Source organism: Pseudomonas sp. KH_017 (assembly GCF_057840285.1).
The window spans coordinates 1,984,800-2,002,520 of record NZ_CM174509.1 but is presented as its reverse complement, the minus strand read 5'-3'; the positions used below and the strand labels follow the sequence as shown (position 1 = coordinate 2,002,520).

General features: G+C 61.5%; 15 protein-coding genes. 7 read left to right on the top strand and 8 right to left on the bottom strand.

Going from position 1 to position 17,721, the window contains the following annotated elements; genetic code table 11:
• Positions 1-16: 16 nt before the first annotated feature.
• Positions 17-799 (top strand): enoyl-CoA hydratase-related protein, encoded by a 783-nt coding sequence (locus tag AC3IT6_RS09105; protein WP_223446149.1) that lies wholly within the window; start codon positions 17-19, stop codon positions 797-799.
• Complete coding sequence (locus AC3IT6_RS09100) at positions 796-1,977, top strand: acetyl-CoA C-acyltransferase family protein (protein ID WP_489354946.1); 1,182 nt, start codon at positions 796-798, stop codon at positions 1,975-1,977. Before AC3IT6_RS09105 ends, AC3IT6_RS09100 begins: the two co-directional genes overlap by 4 nt.
• Positions 1,978-2,118: 141 nt before the next feature.
• Here AC3IT6_RS09100 and AC3IT6_RS09095 read toward each other — a convergent pair whose 3' ends face one another.
• Positions 2,119-3,249: an MFS transporter gene (locus tag AC3IT6_RS09095; protein ID WP_489354945.1), complete on the bottom strand. Its 1,131-nt coding sequence runs from the start codon at positions 3,247-3,249 to the stop codon at positions 2,119-2,121.
• A gap of 99 nt (positions 3,250-3,348) precedes the next feature.
• On the opposite strand from AC3IT6_RS09095, the gene AC3IT6_RS09090 reads away from it, so the two are divergent.
• The 3 genes from AC3IT6_RS09090 to AC3IT6_RS09080 all read left to right on the top strand — a co-directional run bounded on the left by AC3IT6_RS09090 (position 3,349) and on the right by AC3IT6_RS09080 (position 6,922).
• Positions 3,349-4,113 carry an AraC family transcriptional regulator gene (locus AC3IT6_RS09090; protein WP_489354944.1) on the top strand — a complete coding sequence of 255 codons (765 nt, stop codon included), beginning with the start codon at positions 3,349-3,351 and terminating at the stop codon, positions 4,111-4,113.
• Between the two features lie 98 nt (positions 4,114-4,211).
• Positions 4,212-5,333 (top strand): HlyD family secretion protein, encoded by a 1,122-nt coding sequence (locus tag AC3IT6_RS09085; RefSeq protein WP_489354943.1) that lies wholly within the window; start codon positions 4,212-4,214, stop codon positions 5,331-5,333.
• Positions 5,330-6,922: a DHA2 family efflux MFS transporter permease subunit gene (locus tag AC3IT6_RS09080; protein WP_489354942.1), complete on the top strand. Its 1,593-nt coding sequence runs from the start codon at positions 5,330-5,332 to the stop codon at positions 6,920-6,922. The genes AC3IT6_RS09085 and AC3IT6_RS09080 overlap by 4 nt, the downstream gene beginning before the upstream one ends.
• Positions 6,923-6,934: 12 nt before the next feature.
• On the opposite strand, the gene AC3IT6_RS09075 is transcribed toward AC3IT6_RS09080, so the two are convergent.
• The 5 genes from AC3IT6_RS09075 to AC3IT6_RS09055 all read right to left on the bottom strand — a co-directional run bounded on the left by AC3IT6_RS09075 (position 6,935) and on the right by AC3IT6_RS09055 (position 11,635).
• Entirely contained in the window at positions 6,935-7,375 is a 441-nt protein-coding gene (locus AC3IT6_RS09075; RefSeq protein ID WP_223446137.1) for a carboxymuconolactone decarboxylase family protein, read from the bottom strand.
• A 268-nt stretch (positions 7,376-7,643) separates the two neighbouring features.
• Positions 7,644-9,086 (bottom strand): mechanosensitive ion channel domain-containing protein, encoded by a 1,443-nt coding sequence (locus AC3IT6_RS09070; RefSeq protein ID WP_489354941.1) that lies wholly within the window; start codon positions 9,084-9,086, stop codon positions 7,644-7,646.
• Between the two features lie 222 nt (positions 9,087-9,308).
• Complete coding sequence (ycaC, locus tag AC3IT6_RS09065) at positions 9,309-9,935, bottom strand: isochorismate family cysteine hydrolase YcaC (RefSeq protein WP_223446133.1); 627 nt, start codon at positions 9,933-9,935, stop codon at positions 9,309-9,311.
• 56 nt (positions 9,936-9,991) lie between these two features.
• A complete protein-coding gene (locus AC3IT6_RS09060; protein ID WP_008049795.1) occupies positions 9,992-10,675 on the bottom strand; it encodes an isochorismatase family protein in 684 nt (227 codons plus the stop codon).
• A 93-nt stretch (positions 10,676-10,768) separates the two neighbouring features.
• The gene (locus AC3IT6_RS09055; protein ID WP_489354940.1) at positions 10,769-11,635 is read right to left on the bottom strand and encodes a pirin family protein; all 867 of its coding nucleotides are present in this window, start codon (positions 11,633-11,635) and stop codon (positions 10,769-10,771) included.
• Positions 11,636-11,739: 104 nt separating this feature from the next.
• Here AC3IT6_RS09055 and AC3IT6_RS09050 point away from each other — a divergent pair, with 104 nt between their 5' ends.
• Both AC3IT6_RS09050 and dkgB read left to right on the top strand, forming a co-directional pair.
• Positions 11,740-12,648: a LysR family transcriptional regulator gene (locus AC3IT6_RS09050; RefSeq protein WP_489354939.1), complete on the top strand. Its 909-nt coding sequence runs from the start codon at positions 11,740-11,742 to the stop codon at positions 12,646-12,648.
• 317 nt (positions 12,649-12,965) lie between these two features.
• Positions 12,966-13,769, top strand: a complete 804-nt coding sequence (gene dkgB / locus AC3IT6_RS09045) for a 2,5-didehydrogluconate reductase DkgB (RefSeq protein ID WP_489354938.1) — start codon at positions 12,966-12,968, stop codon at positions 13,767-13,769.
• Between the two features lie 3 nt (positions 13,770-13,772).
• Here dkgB and AC3IT6_RS09040 read toward each other — a convergent pair whose 3' ends face one another.
• Together AC3IT6_RS09040 and AC3IT6_RS09035 are read right to left on the bottom strand one after the other, a co-directional pair.
• Positions 13,773-17,006: a transporter substrate-binding domain-containing protein gene (locus AC3IT6_RS09040; protein WP_489354937.1), complete on the bottom strand. Its 3,234-nt coding sequence runs from the start codon at positions 17,004-17,006 to the stop codon at positions 13,773-13,775.
• On the bottom strand, positions 17,007-17,633 hold the full coding sequence (locus AC3IT6_RS09035; protein ID WP_150725745.1) for a response regulator transcription factor: 627 nt from the start codon (positions 17,631-17,633) through the stop codon (positions 17,007-17,009).
• Positions 17,634-17,721: the final 88 nt, after the last annotated feature.

The window sequence follows — 17,721 nt, the reverse complement described above, 5'->3', positions numbered from 1 at the left end:
CCCTGCAGAGCCTGCGATGACCGACCTGATCAAACACGAGCAACGCGACGGCGTGTTGACGCTGACCATCGACCGCCCGGACAAGCTCAATGCGCTGAACAACGCCATGTACACGCAACTGGCCGAGCTGTTGCTGGCCGCCGACGAAGACCCGCAGACCGGCGTGATCATCCTCACCGGCGGCCCGGCGTGCTTCACCAGCGGCAATGACCTGGTGGATTTCCTGCAGAATCCGCCCACTCATCTGGACGCCCCGGCGTTCTACTTGATGAAGGTCGTCACGCGCCTGCAAAAACCGCTGGTCGCGGCAGTCTGCGGGGCGGCCATCGGCATCGGCACCACGTTGCTGCTGCATTGCGATCAGGTGCTGGTGACCCGCAACGCCAAGCTGCGCATGCCGTTCGTCAACATCGGCCTGTGCCCCGAATTCGGCGCCAGCCTGTTGCTGCCACGCCGGCTCGGCCATGCCCGCGCCGCGAGCCTGCTCCTGTTGGGCAACGGCCTGGACGGCAACGAAGCGGTGGCCTGGGGCCTGGCCAATGAAGCCTTCGATGACGGCGCACAATGCCTGGCGGCGGCGACAAAAATCGCCCAGCGCTTCCTGGCCATGCCCCAGCAAGCCTTGCGCCAGTCCCGGCAATTGATGAAACAGGCTTCCCTGGCCGAACTGGAAGCCACCCTGCGCGAAGAAAACACGCTGTTCATTCAGCGCCTGAATACCGACGAGGCGAAAACCGCCTTGAACGCCCTGCTCAATCGCAGTACAGATAAGAATCCACCGAAAGGAAACCAGCCATGAACACTCCAGAAATCTACGTCGTCAGCGCCGCCCGTACCGCCATCGGTACATTCGGCGGTTCGCTCAAGGACGTGCCACTGGCCGACCTCGCGACCACGGCTGTGAAAGCCGCCCTGGAGCGAGCCGCCGTGGACCCGGCGCTCGTTGGCCACCTGGTGATGGGCAACGTGATCCCGACCGAAACCCGCGATGCCTACATCTCCCGCGTCGCGGCGATGAACGCCGGCATCCCGAAGGAAACCCCGGCCTACAACGTCAACCGCCTGTGCGGTTCGGGCCTGCAAGCGATCATCAACGCCGCCCAGACCCTGATGCTCGGCGATGCCGACATCGTCGTCGGTGCCGGTGCCGAATCCATGAGCCGTGGCCCGTACCTGATGCCGAGCGCCCGTTGGGGTTCGCGCATGGGCAACGCCCAGGTCATCGACTACATGCTCGGCATCCTGCATGACCCGTTCCATGGCATCCACATGGGCATCACCGCCGAGAACGTCGCTGCGCGCAACGGCATCACCCGCGAAATGCAGGACGCCCTGGCTTTCGAAGACCAGAAACGCGCGGCCCACGCGATTGCCAACGGCTACTTCAGCGAGCAGATCGCGACCGTGGAAATCCAGGATCGCAAAGGCGTCAAACTGTTCAGTGTCGACGAACATCCGCGTGCCACGTCCCTGGAACAGCTGGCTGCGATGAAGCCTGCGTTCAAGAAGGACGGCTCGGTCACCGCCGGCAACGCCTCGGGCCTCAACGACGGCGCCGCCGCACTGGTCATGGCCAGCGGCAACGCGGTCCAGGCCAACAACCTGAAGCCACTCGCCCGCCTGGTCAGCTACGCCCACGCCGGCGTCGAACCGGAATTCATGGGCCTGGGCCCGATCCCGGCCACCCGCCTGGCGCTCAAGCGCGCCGGCCTGACCGTCGCCGACCTGGACGTGATCGAAGCCAACATCGCCTTCGCCGCCCAGGCCTGTGCCGTCAGCCAGGAACTGGACCTCGACCCGGCCAAGGTCAACCCGAACGGTTCGGGTATCGCCCTGGGCCACCCGGTGGGCGCAACCGGCGCGATCATCGCCACCAAGGCCATCCACGAACTGCACCGCACCGGCGGTCGTTACGCGCTGGTGACCATGTGCATCGGTGGTGGCCAGGGGATTGCGGCGATTTTTGAACGCGTCTAAGCAATAGCCGAAAAAAGGCCGGTGATCGCGCAGATCACCGGCCTTTTTTTCATTTCCGTGCGCCGATTGTTTGATGGTTTTTATCCGCGAACGGTTCGTAATCCGTCATTACCGCAGCCGCGGCAAGAAACCTCGGGATGACTAGGTCTTTTGTGGCTTGATCCACGCCAACATCCAGGCCACCACCGCACATACCATCAAGGTCGCGCCCAATGCCTGCCCCCAGGCTGCCAGCATCAGCCCGCCACCGATCAACAGGTAATACAGCAAGCCAAACAGCGCGCCGGCCGTACCCAGTCGATCACCGTAGTTGACCAAGGCCGAACCGAGGATGTTCGGGATCGCCATGCCAAAGGCCAGTACCACCAACAACATCGCCAGCACGAACAAAGCGCTGTCCTCCATCAGCCAGACGAAACTGGCACCCACCAACATCAGTGATCCCGACGCCTGGATCAGCTGTGCACTACTCAACCCTCGTTGCAGCAGCCGTTTATTGAGCCCGGCCCCAAGGCCGGAACCCAAGGCCAGGATGACGCCACTGTAGCCGAACATTTGCGCACTCAGCCCCAGCCGCTCAAACATGAAGGGTCCCAGGCTGTAGTAGCTGAACAGGCCAATATTGAAGACTGCTACCAATAACGTCGAACGCCATATGTCGCGATCCCGAAGCATTTGCCACAGCGTCTCGAACAGTGCGGGCGAAGCCACATGCTGTGGTCGGGTTTCCGGTAAAACCCGCAGGCACCAGAACCACAGTCCAACCGATAGCACCAGAAGCCCTCCCGGCACGCCTGGATAACCGAAGCCTTGCACCAGGCTTGCTCCGGCGAACAGCCCGATGGCCGGGCTGGCGGCCAGTGCGATGCCCATGACCGAAAACACCTGGGCCAGTGCCACCCCCTTGAAGCGGTCGCGCAACACGGTTTGCGTAACGACCGAGCCCACCGCTGCGCCAAACGCGGCCAGGCCCTGGGCCGCCAACAGTGCATCGAACGAGCTGACACTGAGCGCCATCAATGAAGCCGCGGCGTACAGGGCGAACCCTGCAAGCATCGTCGGGCGACGCCCGACCAGGTCGCACATCCGGCCCCACACCACCACGCCGAACGCGAACGCCAGGAAATAGATGGAAAGCATTTGCGCCGACGCCTGCGGCCCGACGGCAAAGGCCCGGCCGATGTCCGCCAGCGCCGGGCTGTAAATGGATTGCGCCAACTGCGGGAACATCAGCAGCGCGACGGCCAATACCACGATTTTTTTGTCATTCATCACGACTTCACTCTTAAAAGAAATTGCCGTGCAGCTTAAAAAATCGTGACTGACGTACTATCAGAACCCTGCCAACTTATCGCTGAAATCGGACAACCCATGGCCTGGCTCGACGCCCACGCACATTTCGATCCCGACAGCTTCACCGCGCCGGTTATCGGCATCGCCGCAACCCTCGGTGATCACGATTCGGGCATGCATCAACATCAACGCGGGCAACTGCTGTTTACCCGCCAGGGCTGTACGCGCATTACCCTGGCGCAGCAGCTGTGCCTGTTGCCACCCTCGCGCGCGGCCTGGATTCCTTGCGGTGTGGCCCATCGCGCCGTGATGCAACAGAGCGTCGATTACCGTTCCATTTACCTGAGCCCCGCGTTATGCGCAGACCTGCCGCAACAGGTCTGCGTGATTGAAGTCAGCCCGTTGCTGCGGGCCGTGCTGGAGTCGATAGCCCACGCCAGCTTCGACACCGCCTGGCAGCAGGGAAAATACGTCCATCTGCTGGGGCTGTGCCTGAGCGAAATTCGCGACGCGGCCCGCCAGCCCATGCTGCTGCCGCTGCCGTCGGACAAACGCCTGGCACCGCTGCTCGCGACCGTCGAGAAGTTGCCGCCGAAACTTCAGGCACTGCAAGCACGGATAGGCGCCAGCGGCCGCACCATTGGCCGAATCTTCCAGCGTGAGACCGGCATGAGTTATCAGCAATGGCGGCAACAGTGGCGGCTGATGCGCGCCATCGAATTGCTCGCGACCGGACGCAACATCGGCTACAGCGCTTTTGAACTGGGATTTGCCAGTGACAGTGCCTTCATCGCCTTCTTCAAGGACATGACCGGCATCACCCCCGGCGACTGGCTGAAATAAGACCTGACGACCGGCAGCAAAAACCATTTGCCACAAAATATTACATACATCATATTACAGTCGTAATAATTAACCCCCGATTCGACAGGTAATCCTCCATGACCAGCATGCCCACCGTTGAACCCAACCTGGCTGCCCCGGTGACTGCCGCCAAACCTCCCCTGCTCAAACGCCTGCTGTTACCAACAGTAGGAATCGCAGCACTGGTACTGGCTGGGGTATATGGCACCCATTGGTGGACTGCCGGACGTTTCATCGAGGAAACCGACGACGCCTACATCGGCGGCGACGTAACGGTGATCGGGCCGAAAGTGGCGGGTTATATCGACGAGGTGCTGGTGACTGACAACCAGAAGGTCAAGGCCGGCGACGTGCTGATCCGTCTCGATTCGCGCGACTACCGCGCCAACCTGGCCAAGGCCGAAGGCGCAGTGGCCGCCGAAGAAGCCCTGCTCGCCAACCTAGACGCCACCGAACAACTGCAGCAGGCCGTCATTGGCCAGGCCCGCGCCGGCATCGACGCCGCCGGTGCCGAAACCGCCCGTTCGCGGGACGACGATAGCCGCTACAAAAAACTGGTGACCACCAACGCCGTCTCGGTGGAAAGCGCACAGCGGGCCAACGCCACATTCAAGACTGCACAGGCCAAAAGTAACCGTGCCCAGGCTGAATTGCTGGCCGCGCAGCGCCAGTTGAATGTGATCGATACCCAGAAACAACAAGCCCGGGCCGCCCTGATCCAGGCCAAGGCCGAGCGCGACCTGGCGCAATTGAATGTCGGCTACACCGAACTGAAGGCACCGGTCGACGGTGTGATCGGCAATCGCCGGGCACGGGTCGGCGCCTATGCCCAGGCCGGCTCGCAATTGCTCTCGGTGGTGCCGACCAGCGGTCTGTGGGTCGATGCCAACTTCAAGGAAGACCAACTGGCGCACATGGTGCCGGGACAACGGGTGGTGATCCGTGCCGACGTGCTGTCGGGGCAGGAATTCCACGGTCACCTGGACAGCCTCGCCCCCGCCAGCGGCTCGCAATTCAGTGTGTTGCCGCCGGAAAACGCCACCGGCAACTTCACCAAGATCGTGCAACGGGTGCCGGTGCGGATTCACCTCGACCCGGCTGACAGCGTACTCGGCCATCTGCGTCCGGGATTGTCGGTGACCGCTGAAGTGGACACACGCAAGGAGCCTGAAGCGCCAGCCGTGGCCAGCGCGCCATGAGCCGCACCCTTGCCGCCCCGGCGCAACCGTTCAATGCCGCGAACATGGCGACGGCGACCAAGGTCTTCGCCTTTGCCAGCATGTGCATCGGCATGTTCATTGCGCTGCTGGATATCCAGATCGTCTCGGCTTCGTTGCGTGACATCGGCGGCGGGCTTTCCGCCGGCACCGACGAAACCGCGTGGGTGCAAACCAGCTACCTGATCGCCGAAATCATCGTGATCCCGCTGTCTGGTTGGCTGTCCCGGGTGTTTTCCACGCGCTGGCTGTTTTGTGCGTCGGCGGTGGGTTTCACTCTGACCAGCCTGCTGTGCGGCGTGGCCTGGAACATCCAGAGCATGATTGCCTTCCGTGCCCTGCAAGGGTTTCTGGGCGGCTCGATGATTCCGCTGGTGTTCACCACGGCCTTCGTGTTCTTCACCGGCAAGCAACGGGTGATCGCCGCCGCGACCATCGGCGCGGTGGCCTCATTGGCACCGACCCTGGGACCGGTGATCGGTGGCTGGATCACCGACATATCGTCCTGGCACTGGCTGTTCTACATCAACCTGGTCCCCGGCATCTTTGTCGCCGTGGCCGTGCCGATGCTGGTGAAAATCGACCAGCCGGAACTGTCGTTGCTCAAAGGCGCGGATTACTTGAGCATGGTATTTCTGGCGCTGTTCCTCGGCTGCCTGGAATACACCCTCGAAGAAGGCCCGCGCTGGAACTGGTTCAGCGACCGCACGATCCTGACCACCGCGTGGATCAGCGGCCTCGCCGGGCTGGCATTCGTCGGCCGGACCCTGCATGTGGCCAATCCGATTGTCGATCTGCGCGCCTTGAAAGACCGCAATTTTGCCCTCGGCTGTTTCTTCTCGTTCGTCACCGGCATCGGCCTGTTCGCCACCATTTACCTGACACCGCTGTTCCTCGGCCGGGTGCGCGGCTACGGAGCGCTGGACATTGGTCTGGCGGTTTTCTCCACCGGGGTGTTCCAGATCATGGCGATTCCGCTGTACGCCTTTCTGGCCAACCGCATCGACCTGCGCTGGATCATGATGACCGGCCTCGGGCTGTTCGCCTTGTCGATGTGGGATTTCAGCCCGATCACCCATGACTGGGGGGCCAAAGAATTGATGCTGCCGCAAGCCCTGCGCGGGATTGCCCAGCAATTGGCGGTGCCGCCGACGGTGACCTTGACCCTCGGCGGCCTGGCGCCGGCACGCCTCAAGCATGCGTCGGGGCTGTTCAACCTGATGCGCAACCTGGGCGGAGCCATCGGCATCGCCGCGTGCGCGACCATCCTCAACGACCGCACCAACCTGCATTTCACCCGGCTGGCGGAGAACCTCAACAGCACCAACGAGGCGCTCAACCACTGGCTGTCCCAGGTCGGCAACAACTTCGCCGCCCTCGGCCAGAGCGGTGACGCCGGAGTCACCGCCAGTCTGCATCAGCTATGGTTGCTGACCTACCGCGAAGCCCAGACGCAAACCTATGGCGACGCGTTCCTGATGATCATGGTCTGCTTCATTATCGCCACGGCGATGGTGCCCCTGATGCGCAAGGTGCAACCACCGGCCGCGCCGAGTGCCGATGCTCATTGATACTTGTGCGGGTCAGGCCTGAGGCATTTTGCGAAAGCCGATGGCCAGGCGGTTCCAGGCGTTGATGGTGGTGATGGCGACGGTCAGGTCGACCAATTCCTTGGCATCGAACTGCGTGGTAGCCAGTTCATAGTCTTCGTCCGGGGCATGGGTCTGGCTGATCAGGGTCAGGGATTCGGTCCAGGCCAGGGCGGCGCGTTCACGCTCGGTGAAGAACGGCGTTTCGCGCCAGGCCGACAGTGTCGCCAGGCGACGCTCGGACTCACCGCCCTTGCGGGCATCGGCGCTGTGCATGTCCAGGCAGAAGGCGCAGCCGTTGATTTGCGAGGTGCGCAGCTTGACCAGTTCGATCAGGTTTTTTTCCAGCGGCAGCTTCGACACCGCTGTTTCCAGGGCGATCATCGCTTTGAGGGCATCAGGGGACGCGGTGTAGAAATCGATACGGGGTTGCATGGCGTGCTCCAGGGTAAATGAGTGTGTCACTACGTTAGTCCCACGACCGGTCTACACAAATAGCCAATCTTCCAGAAGTCGAGGAGGCCATTGGCGGTTCCTTCCTGGTTGTCGGTGGAGGCGCGGGGGTGATGGGTTTCACGCTTCACTTTTGGTGAGTTCACTGCCGCCTTCGCGAGCAAGCCCGCTCCCACATTTGAGCGCATTCCCCTGTGGGAGCGAGGTTGCTCCGAGCGACGAACCGCGCAGCGGCCATTCACCACCGAATTCAAACCCGATTGCGCAACCACTGCAAAAAGCCCTTTTTCGCCTCCGCCACCGGCAGGTCCTGAGTCAGGGTTTTCGCTTTGTGCAGCCGGTAATCGAGCAAGGTTTTCATTGCATCGCTGATGTCGTGACGGGCATCCAGGCACGGCTTGAGGTAGGACTTTTCGATGCGGTACAGGCCACAGAAGGTCTTGGCGGTGAACCGCGCAGGCACCGAGCTGCCGTCCAGGATCCCGGCTTCGCCTATCACTTCCCCCGGCCCCATGCGCCCGGATTCAAAAGGTTCGCCGTGCCGGGTCAGCGTCACGGTCACCACCCCGGACTCGATGATGAACAGGTGATCACTGACCTCCCCCGCCTCCAGGATCGTTTCCCCGGCGCGGAACGATTGCAAGGTCATGTTCTGGCTGAAGGTGTCTTTCTCTTCCTGGCGCAGGGTGGAGAAAATCGGCGAACTGTCGAGCAACGCCCGGGCCCGCGACAGGTTGCCTGGCGGATTGGGCTCCACGCTCGACAGCAGGTTGACGCCGGACGCCTGCAAGTGCCGGTAGGCCAGGTCGAACAGTTGATTGCGCACCGAACGCTTCTGGTCCATCTGCGCGACAAATCCGCTGATTTCATAGACCACGCCGGTGTTGCCGGCACTTTTCATGCCGACGCTCGGCGACGGAGTGTCCAGCAGAAAGCGGCAACCCTGCATGGCCCGCTCCAGGGCTTCGATCACCGTGTTCGGTCGCGCGTGGGGGCTCACTTCCAACGAAACGGAGATGCCGAACATATCGCTCGGCCGACTGAAATTGATGATCTTGGCCTTGGCGGCCAGGGAGTTGGGTATCACCGCCATGCAACCCTGGGCGGTCTGCAGGCGCGTGGCACGCCAGTCGATGTCGGTGACCCGGCCTTCCATGCCATCGATGGAGATGTAGTCATCCAGTTGGTAGGGTTTGGTGGTGTTCAGGACGATCCCGGAGAACACGTCGCTGAGGGTACTTTGCAAGGCCAGGCCGACAATGATCGCCAACGCGCCGGACGTCGCCAGCACGCCCTTGACCGGCAGATCGAGTACATAGGCCAGGGCGGCAATGACCGCGATCAGGAAAATCACCGCACCGAGCAAATCCTGAAGCAATCGCCCGGTATGCCCGACCCGTTGCATCATCACCGCGCCGATCAGCACGGTCAGGGTCCGCGCACCGAACAACCACCAGCCGATCTGCAAGCCGGTGGCCGCCAGATGCAAGGGTACGTTATCAGGCCAGGGCGGCGGCTCCATCGGGTTCAGGCCTTCGTTGAACAGCAGGAGGCTGAACAACGAAAAAATCACCACCCGCACCAACAGCCGCCAGGCGCTGCCAAGGGCACTGAGCAAGTACCACAATCCAAGATCGATCAGGATCAGCGCCAGTGCGCAGATCAGCGGGTGTTCGGTGAGCAATGACAGCATCAAGCAACTCCAGCCAGGGCCAATTACGCGAAGATCGCATGGATTGGCCATAGTGTAGGAGCAATTGATTTGGCGGGATGAACACCCTCCCACAAACACCACAAAACCAATGTGGGAGCGAGCTTGCTCGCGATAGCGGCCTGACAGTCAGAACATCAGTGACTGTTTTGCCGCCATCGCGAGCAAGCTCGCTCCCACAGGGGGGGATGCGTGATGCCGAAGTTACTTGCTATTGGCCAGCGTGCTGTAGCTGGTCATCAGGTTGCGGTAATCCGGAATGTGGTTGGAGAACAATGTGCCCAACCCTTCGACATCGTTGCGCCAGTCGCGGTGCAGTTCACAGGCCAGGCCGAACCAGGTCATCAGTTGCGCGCCCTGAGCGGTCATACGGTTCCACGCCGACTCGCGGGTCAGTTCGTTGAAAGTGCCGGACGCATCGGTAACCACGAACACCTCAAAACCTTCGGCCAGGGCCGAAAGCGCCGGGAACGCCACGCACACCTCCGTCACCACACCAGCGATGATCAGTTGTTTCTTGCCGGTGGCCTTGATCGCCTTGACGAAATCTTCGTTGTCCCAGGCGTTGATCTGGCCCGGGCGAGCGATGTACGGCGCGTCCGGAAACAGTGCCTTGAGCTCGGGCACCAGCGGTCCGTTGGGACCGGTTTCGAAACTGGTGGTGAGGATGGTTGGCAGCTTGAAGTACTTGGCCAGGTCGGCCAGGGCCAGCACGTTGTTCTTGAATCGATCCGGGTCGATGTCGCGCACCAGTGACAGCAGGCCCGCCTGATGATCAACCATCAGAACCGCGGCGTTGTCCTTGTCCAGACGCTTGTAGGAAGTGGTCATTGTAGTAGTCCTCGCATGTTATCGATGCCGATTGGAAATCGGCGTGGGGTCACCGGTCAGCGCTGGGAGTCCAGCGCCTCGTGTTCGTTCGCCACTTGCTGGGCCTTGAGGTAACTCTCGATCAGCAATTGATAATGCGGCATGGCCTGGGCGTAGACAGCGGCCCACTGCTCGGCATCCGGACGGTTCCACGAGCCTTGCAGCTCAGAGAGCGTAGCCATGATGTCGATCGGCACCACCCCGGCCTGGGCCAAACGGGCAACGGTCAGATCAGTGGCCAGTTTCGAGTGGTTGCCGGAGGCGTCGACCACGGCAAACACCTTGTAGCCTTCATGCACGGCGGCGATGGACGGGAACGCCAGGCACACGCTGGTCAAGGTGCCGGCGATCACCAGGGTTTTCTTGCCGGTGGCTTTGACCGCCGCGTGAAACTCCGGGTTGTCCCAGGCGTTGATTTCACCTTTGCGCGCCACGTATTGCGCATGGGGTGCGGCCTCGTGGATTTCCGGGATCAACGGCCCGTTAGGCCCCTGGGGAACGGAAGCGGTGGTGATCACCGGCATCTTCAGCAGGGTCGCGGCCTTGGCCAGGGCAATGGCGTTGGCGCGCAGTTGGGGCACGTCCATGTCCTTGACGATCTGGAACAGTCCGCTCTGGTGATCGATCAGCAGCATCGCGCTGTCGTTGGGGTCGATGGTCGGTTTCTGGCCGTTGAAGTTGGCCGCGTAGACAGTGTTCATGAGCGTTTCCTCTTTCTTTTGGGCAATAGCCATCCCTGGCCTGAAAACCGGCCTACTCATCCTGTGTAGAGTCGGGTGTAAAAGCGTTGCGAACTAAGCGTGCATCCGGCCGAAGCGACCAGACTGGAAGTCGGCGAAGGCCTGGTGGATTTCCTGCTCGGTGTTCATCACGAACGGCCCGTGGCCGACGATCGGCTCGTCGATCGGCTCGCCGCTGAGCAACAGCACTACCGCGTCTTCGCTGGCTTCGAGGGTCACCTGATCGCCCTTGCGGTCGAACAGGGCCAGTTGCCCCTGGCGCACCGATTCCAGGCCATTGACCTGAACCGTACCGCGCAGCACCACCAGTGCGGTGTTGCGCCCTTCATGCAGATCCAGGGTGAGCAACTTGCCGGCATTCAAGCGAATGTCCCACACGTCGACCGGGGTGAAGGTGCGCGCCGCGCCCTTGTGGCCGTCGAACTCACCGGCGATCAGGCGCAGGCTGCCGGCGTTGTCCTTCAAGGCGATGGCCGGGATGTCACGGTCGAGAATCGTCTGGTAGCCGGGGTCGGCCATTTTGTCCCTGGCCGGCAGGTTGACCCACAGTTGCACCATCTCCAGGGTGCCACCGCTCTTGGCGAAACCTTCGGAGTGAAACTCTTCATGCAGGATCCCCGAGGCCGCGGTCATCCATTGCACATCACCGGGGCCGATCTTGCCGCCACTGCCGGTGGAGTCCCGGTGCTCCAGTTCGCCCTTGTAAACGATAGTCACGGTTTCGAAGCCACGATGCGGATGCTGACCAACGCCACGTCGCTCGCTGGTCGGGGTGAATTCAGCGGGGCCGGCGTGATCCAGCAACAGGAACGGGCTGATGTGTTTGCCCAGGTTGTCGTAGGAAAACAGCGTGCGAACCGGAAAACCGTCGCCAACCCAATGGGTCCGTGGACTGGTGTAGATACCGATGATGTTTTTCATGGTGTCTCCTGATGAGGTGAGTGAAGCCATGGACAAAGCTTAAAACCGTGACCTTTGCTGCGCTAGACTGCAAAAATCAGCTTTAGCGTTCTATTTGGAGAACGATGGTGGAAGACCTCAACACCCTCTACTACTTCACCCAGGTGGTGGAGCATCACGGTTTCGCCGCAGCCGGCCGGGCACTGGACATGCCCAAGTCCAAGCTCAGCCGACGCATCGCCGAGCTTGAAGAGCGCCTTGGTGTACGCCTGCTGCACCGCACCAGCCGGCATTGTTCATTGACGGAAATCGGCCAGGCCTATTACCAGCGTTGCCTGGCCATGCGGGTGGAGGCGGAAAGCGCCGCCGAACTGATCGAGCGCAACCGCTCCGAACCCCAGGGCCTGGTGCGAGTCAGTTGCCCGACGGCGCTGCTCAATTCCTGGGTCGGGCCGATGCTGACCCGCTACATGCTCAAGTACCCGTTGGTGGAGTTGTTCATCGAGAGCACCAACCGCCGGGTCGACCTGATTCACGAAGGCTTCGACATTGCCCTGCGGGTACGTTTTCCGCCGCTGGAGAACACCGACATGGTGATGAAGGTGCTGGGCAACAGCACCCAGAGCGTGGTCGGCAGCCCGGACTTTTTATCGCGCCTGTCGACACCGGCATCCCCGGCCGACCTCAGCGGCTTGCCGAGCCTGCACTGGGGCGCGGCGCAGCGCGAATATCAGTGGGAACTGTTCGGTGCCGACGGCAGCACCGCGATGATCCGGCACGCGCCGCGGATGGTCACCGATGACCTGTTGGCCTTGCGCCATGCGGCGCTCGCCGGGATCGGCATCGTGCACCTGCCCAGTGTGGTGGTGCGAGATGAAATCGCTGCCGGGCAACTGGTGGAACTGGTGCCGGGCTGGGCACCGAAGAGCGGTGTCATCCATGCCATCTTCCCCTCGCGTCGGGGCCTGCTGCCTTCGGTGCGCACGTTGATCGATTTTCTCGGGGAGGAATTCAGTCGTAGCGATATTGCTTAGGGGGATGGTTGTATGCGACCAGATCGACCAATTGCATGATGCTTGAGGCGCGGGGTAAGGCTCTGAAACCGGGTTGCCCCCTTCGCGAGCAAGCCCGCTCCCACAATGATCCGGGTCGTGCACAAAAGCTGTGGACGCAGTAAATCCCTGTGGGAGCGGGCTTGCTCGCGAAGGCGTCAGATCAGACGCCATCAACACATCTTCCTGCCCCGATTCATGACTTTCGGTAAACATTGCTTTGCCGATCCAGCGGTTTTTCTCACGGATGCAGGCGCGGATACTGCCGCCCATCCCCACTGCAACCTCTGGAGTCATTGATGTCTATTCCCGCCTTCGGCCTGGGTACCTTTCGCTTGCAAGGCCAGGTGGTCATCGATTCGGTGAGCACCGCCCTGGCGCTCGGCTACCGGGTGATCGATACCGCACAAATCTACGAGAACGAAGCCGACGTCGGCGAAGCCATCGCTGCCTGCGGTATCGCCCGTGACGAACTGTTCATCACCAGCAAGATCTGGGTCGCCAACCTGGCCGGTGATCGTCTGATCGACAGCCTGAAGCAAAGCCTGCGCAAACTGCAGACCGATTACCTGGACCTGACCCTGATCCACTGGCCGTCGCCGGACGATCAAGTGCCGGTCGAAGAGTTCATGGGCGCCCTGCTCGAAGCCAAGCGCCTGGGCCTGACCCGGCAGATCGGCGTGTCCAACTTCACCATCGGCCTGATGAAGCAAGCGATTGCAGCCATCGGAGTCGAGCACATCGCCACCCACCAGATCGAACTGCACCCGTACCTGCAAAACCGCAACGTCGTCGCCTTCGCACAAAGCCAGGGCATCGGTATCACCTCGTACATGACCCTGGCTTACGGTGAAGTCCTCAAGGATCCGCTCATCCAGCAGATCGCCGAACGCCTGCACGCGACTCCGGCGCAGGTCACCCTGGCCTGGGCCATGCAATCGGGTTACGCCGTGATCCCGTCTTCCACGCGTCGGGCCAATCTCGAAAGCAACTTGAAGGCTCGCGAGCTGACCTTGAGCGAGGCCGACATGGCCTTGATCGCAACGCTGGATCGCGGCCACCGGTTGACCAGCCCGAAAGGCATCGCACCAAACTGGGATTGAGCCTCAATCCTGCTCCAGACGCTGGTCCAGGCGGGCCATGGCTTGCTGCAACTGGTCGACGGCGTCGTCGATCAGTGCCGCGCGGCCGTCATTGCACGCCTGCTCCAGTTGTTCGCAACACTCGACCAGGGCAAGCGCTCGCACCATCAGCGCCCCGCCCTTGATCCGGTGTGCCAGCGTCTGCAAGCCCGGGCGATTGCCGCCGGCGTGCAAGGCCAGCAAATGCACGCGGTCCTCGCGGTTGGTCAGCGCCAGATCGTGCATCAGTTGATCGATCAGCTCACGGTCCGAATCCACATAGCGCTCCAGCCCGCTCAAATCGAATTCGGCGAAGCCATGGTCGTCGATTGCCGCTGGGGGTGCGCTGGAAAACCGCTGGGCCAGCCACGCCTGCAAATCCACCAGGCGAATGGGTTTGAACAGGCAATCGTCCATGCCCGCGGCCTGACACCGGGCTTTCTCCTCGGCCTGCGCATTGGCGGTGAAGCCCAGAATCAGCGTCGGCGTCGGCGACAGCCCCTGCACCCGCTCTTGCTCACGTATCGCGCCCGCCAATTCGTAACCACTGAGCACCGGCATGTTGCAGTCGGTAATGACCAGGTCGAACCCGTGCCCACGCCACTGTTCAAGCCCCTGTGCCCCGTCCTCAGCCAGCACCACGCGATGGCCCAGGTAGCTCAGCTGCCGCGAGAGCAACAGGCGATTGGCCGGATAATCGTCGACCACCAGAATCGACAACGCCCGGGTGGTGAGCTGCGCCGGATCCTGGGGCGTCCCCCCTGCGGGTAACGCTTGCAGGGCGGGCAGCACCAGGCTGATGTCCACCCGCGTCCCGCGCCCAGGCTCACTGTCGAGTTGCAACTGGCCGCCCATCGTTTCGCACAGGGTACGACTGATCACCAAGCCCAGGCCGGAACCTTGCCGGGCTGTCTGCTGACTGTTTCCCGCCTGCACGAACGGGCTGAACAGGCGTTGCTGGTCGAATGCGCTGATGCCGATGCCGCTGTCTTCGATCTGTACGCTGACGGCGAGGTGCGCCGGAGCTTGAGGCCGCACTCGCAACGTCAGGCTCACCTGGCCTTCCCGGGTGAACTTGATCGCATTGCTCAGCAGATTGGACAGCACCTGTTTGAAGCGCGTGGGGTCGAGCATCACGTCGCAGTCACTGTGCTCGTCGAGTTCGACCCGCCACTGCAGATTCTTCTGTATCGCCAACCCTTCGAAAACCCGGCAGACCGACGTCACCAGCGCGTGCAGATTGACCCGCTCCGGCGCCAGCGACAAATGCCCGGATTCGATCCGGGCGACATCCAGAATGTCGCCGATCAAATCCAGCAACTGCTGCCCGGCGTTGGACGCCACCTCGATGGCGGCGCGGTCGGTCTCCCCCTCATCGGCCCGTTTCAGCGCCAGTTCGAGCATACCGATCAAGGCATTCATCGGCGTGCGGATTTCATGGCTCATGGTGGCCAGGAACGTGGTCTTGGCCCGGTTGGCGTCGTCCGCCGCGTCCTTGGCTTCCTGCAATTGCCCGAGCAATTGCTGACGCTGGCGAATCTGCCGCCGCTGCCAGACGATCCCGGCCAACGCGAGCAACAGCAGGACACCCGCCACCGCAAACGCCTGCACGATCGCCTGGCGGTGTCGCAGCCAGTAACTCTGCTCGACCATCGAGTCATAGCGCCAGGGCTGGGTCAGCTCGTCAATTTCTTCGGGAGGGATGCTCAACAGCGCCTTGTCCAGGATCGAATGCAGTTCGGTAGCTTCGCGACTGGTCGCCAGGGTGCTTCGTGCCGGGTCGGTGCCCACGGTGCTGGTCACTTGCAGGCGATCGCGATACTGCCGGGAAATCAGGTAACGGGCGCTGATCAAGGAGTTGATGCCGCCCTGGGCCTTGCCCTGGGCGACCATTTCCATGGCGTCCGTCGACAGTGGCGCATCCACCCGCTGGATCTGCGGGTAATGCTGGCGAATGTACTCGCCGGCAATGTTGCCCTGGGTCAGCGCCAGGGTTCTCCCCGCCATGTCATCCAGCGTCCTGGGGCTGTCCGTGTCCACGTGGGTCACCAGTACCGAAGGGCTGCTCAGGAACGACCGGGTGAACAGCAGTTGATCTTCACGCTGGGAACTGAGGCCGATACCGGCCAGCACATCGATCTGCCCGCTGGTGATGCCGGTCATCATCTCGGCCACCGACTTCATGCCGCGGATGTCAAATTGCAAGCCGGTGCGCAAACTGATTTTCGTCAGCACATCGATGCCAATACCGCGAAACTTGCCTTCGCTGTCGATAAATGAAATCGGCGGGATATTTTCGTTGATCGCGACCCTCACCCGCGGATGGCGTTCGAGCCAATGCTGTTCGGCCACGCTCAATTGCAATGACTGGGTGCCGGGGATAGACACCCCGTTTGCCCCCCAACGACGCAGGATGTTCATTTGTTTATTGGTGGTGATGACCGCCAGCGCCTTGTTGACGACACGCAATAGCGCAACGTTGTCGCGGGCCATCGCAAAGGCAAAACGCCCGGACTCCATGGGCGAGAAGTCCGTCAGTTGCACGTTGTTCAGGTAATTCTTGCTGATCAGATAATGGGCATTGATCGCATCGCCCAGATAGACATCGGCCTGGCCGAACGCCACGGCGCCCATCGCCGCCAGTGTCGAGGGAAACAGCTGGACCTGCGCTTTGGAATAGAACTGTTGCACGCTGTATTCGGGCAAGTAGTGATACAGCATCACCAACCGCTTGCCGGCCAGTGTCGGGTCGAGCACCGGAGGGAAATCGGTACGCGTGACCAGCACCGGTTGATCGACCGCGTAGGCGCTGGACATCTGTAACAGCGGATCTTCGGCTTCAAATCGATTGGCCGTTCCCAGCAGGTCTGCCTGCCCTTCCTTGATGGCCTGCACCGCGGCGGCCCGCGACGGATAACGTTGAACCTCGATGACGACGTTCAACAATTGTTCGAGCAACCCGGCGTAATCGGCTGTCACGCCTTCGAACACCCTGCCCGCCGTGTTGAACTCGAAAGGAGGATAGTCCGGCGCCGAGACCGCCAGCACCAATCGGCTTTTTTTCTCTAGCCAGTGCAGTTCGGTTTCCGTCCACCTGACGCTCAGGCCTTCGGCACTCGAGCGTCCCAACAGGGTCAACGACTGTTGCGCACAGACCGTCGATGCCCAGAGAAGAAGGCCAATCAGCAAGCCGCCTGCCAGTCGTCGGAGAGCGTTCATTCAGATCAAATGATTGCGCAGGGCGAAATCCCTCAAGTGCACCGACGAGCTCACATTGAGCTTGAGGGTGAGTCGGGTCTTGTAGGTACTGACGGTCTTGTAGCTCAGGTGCATGATCTCGGCGATTTCCAGGTTTTTCGAACCCCGGGCCAGGTACTGCAGAATGGTCAACTCACGATTGGAGAGCCTGTCGATCAACTGCTTTTCACTGCGTTGCAACTCCCCCATCGACACGGAACTCGAAGGGATCTGGGCGAAATAGGTATAGCCGGCCATCACGGAGTTCACCGCCGCCTTCAAGTCATCCAGGTCCTTGCTCTTGGAAACATAGGCAACAGCCCCGGCACGCATGCAGCGGTCCTGATAGAACTGGGCCTCCAGCGAGGTGAACACCACCACGCGACATCGCGTGTTTTCGGCCTTGATACGGTCCATCACCTCAAGCCCCGCCACACCGGGAAGACCCAGATCAAGCAGCACGACATCCGGTTGATGTTCCCGGATCAACGCCAGGACCTCATCGCCTCGGGAGGCCTCGTAAATCTGCTTGAACCCTTCGCCCTTGAGTACGAGTTTGATCATGGAGCGAACCACCGGATGATCTTCCACAATCAGTGCTGACTTCATGACAACTCCCGTGCAAAAAAACACGATCGGGCAAAAAATGCCCTCCAGGCACCACAGCGGTTAGGCACAACGCTGCGCATAGACTCTT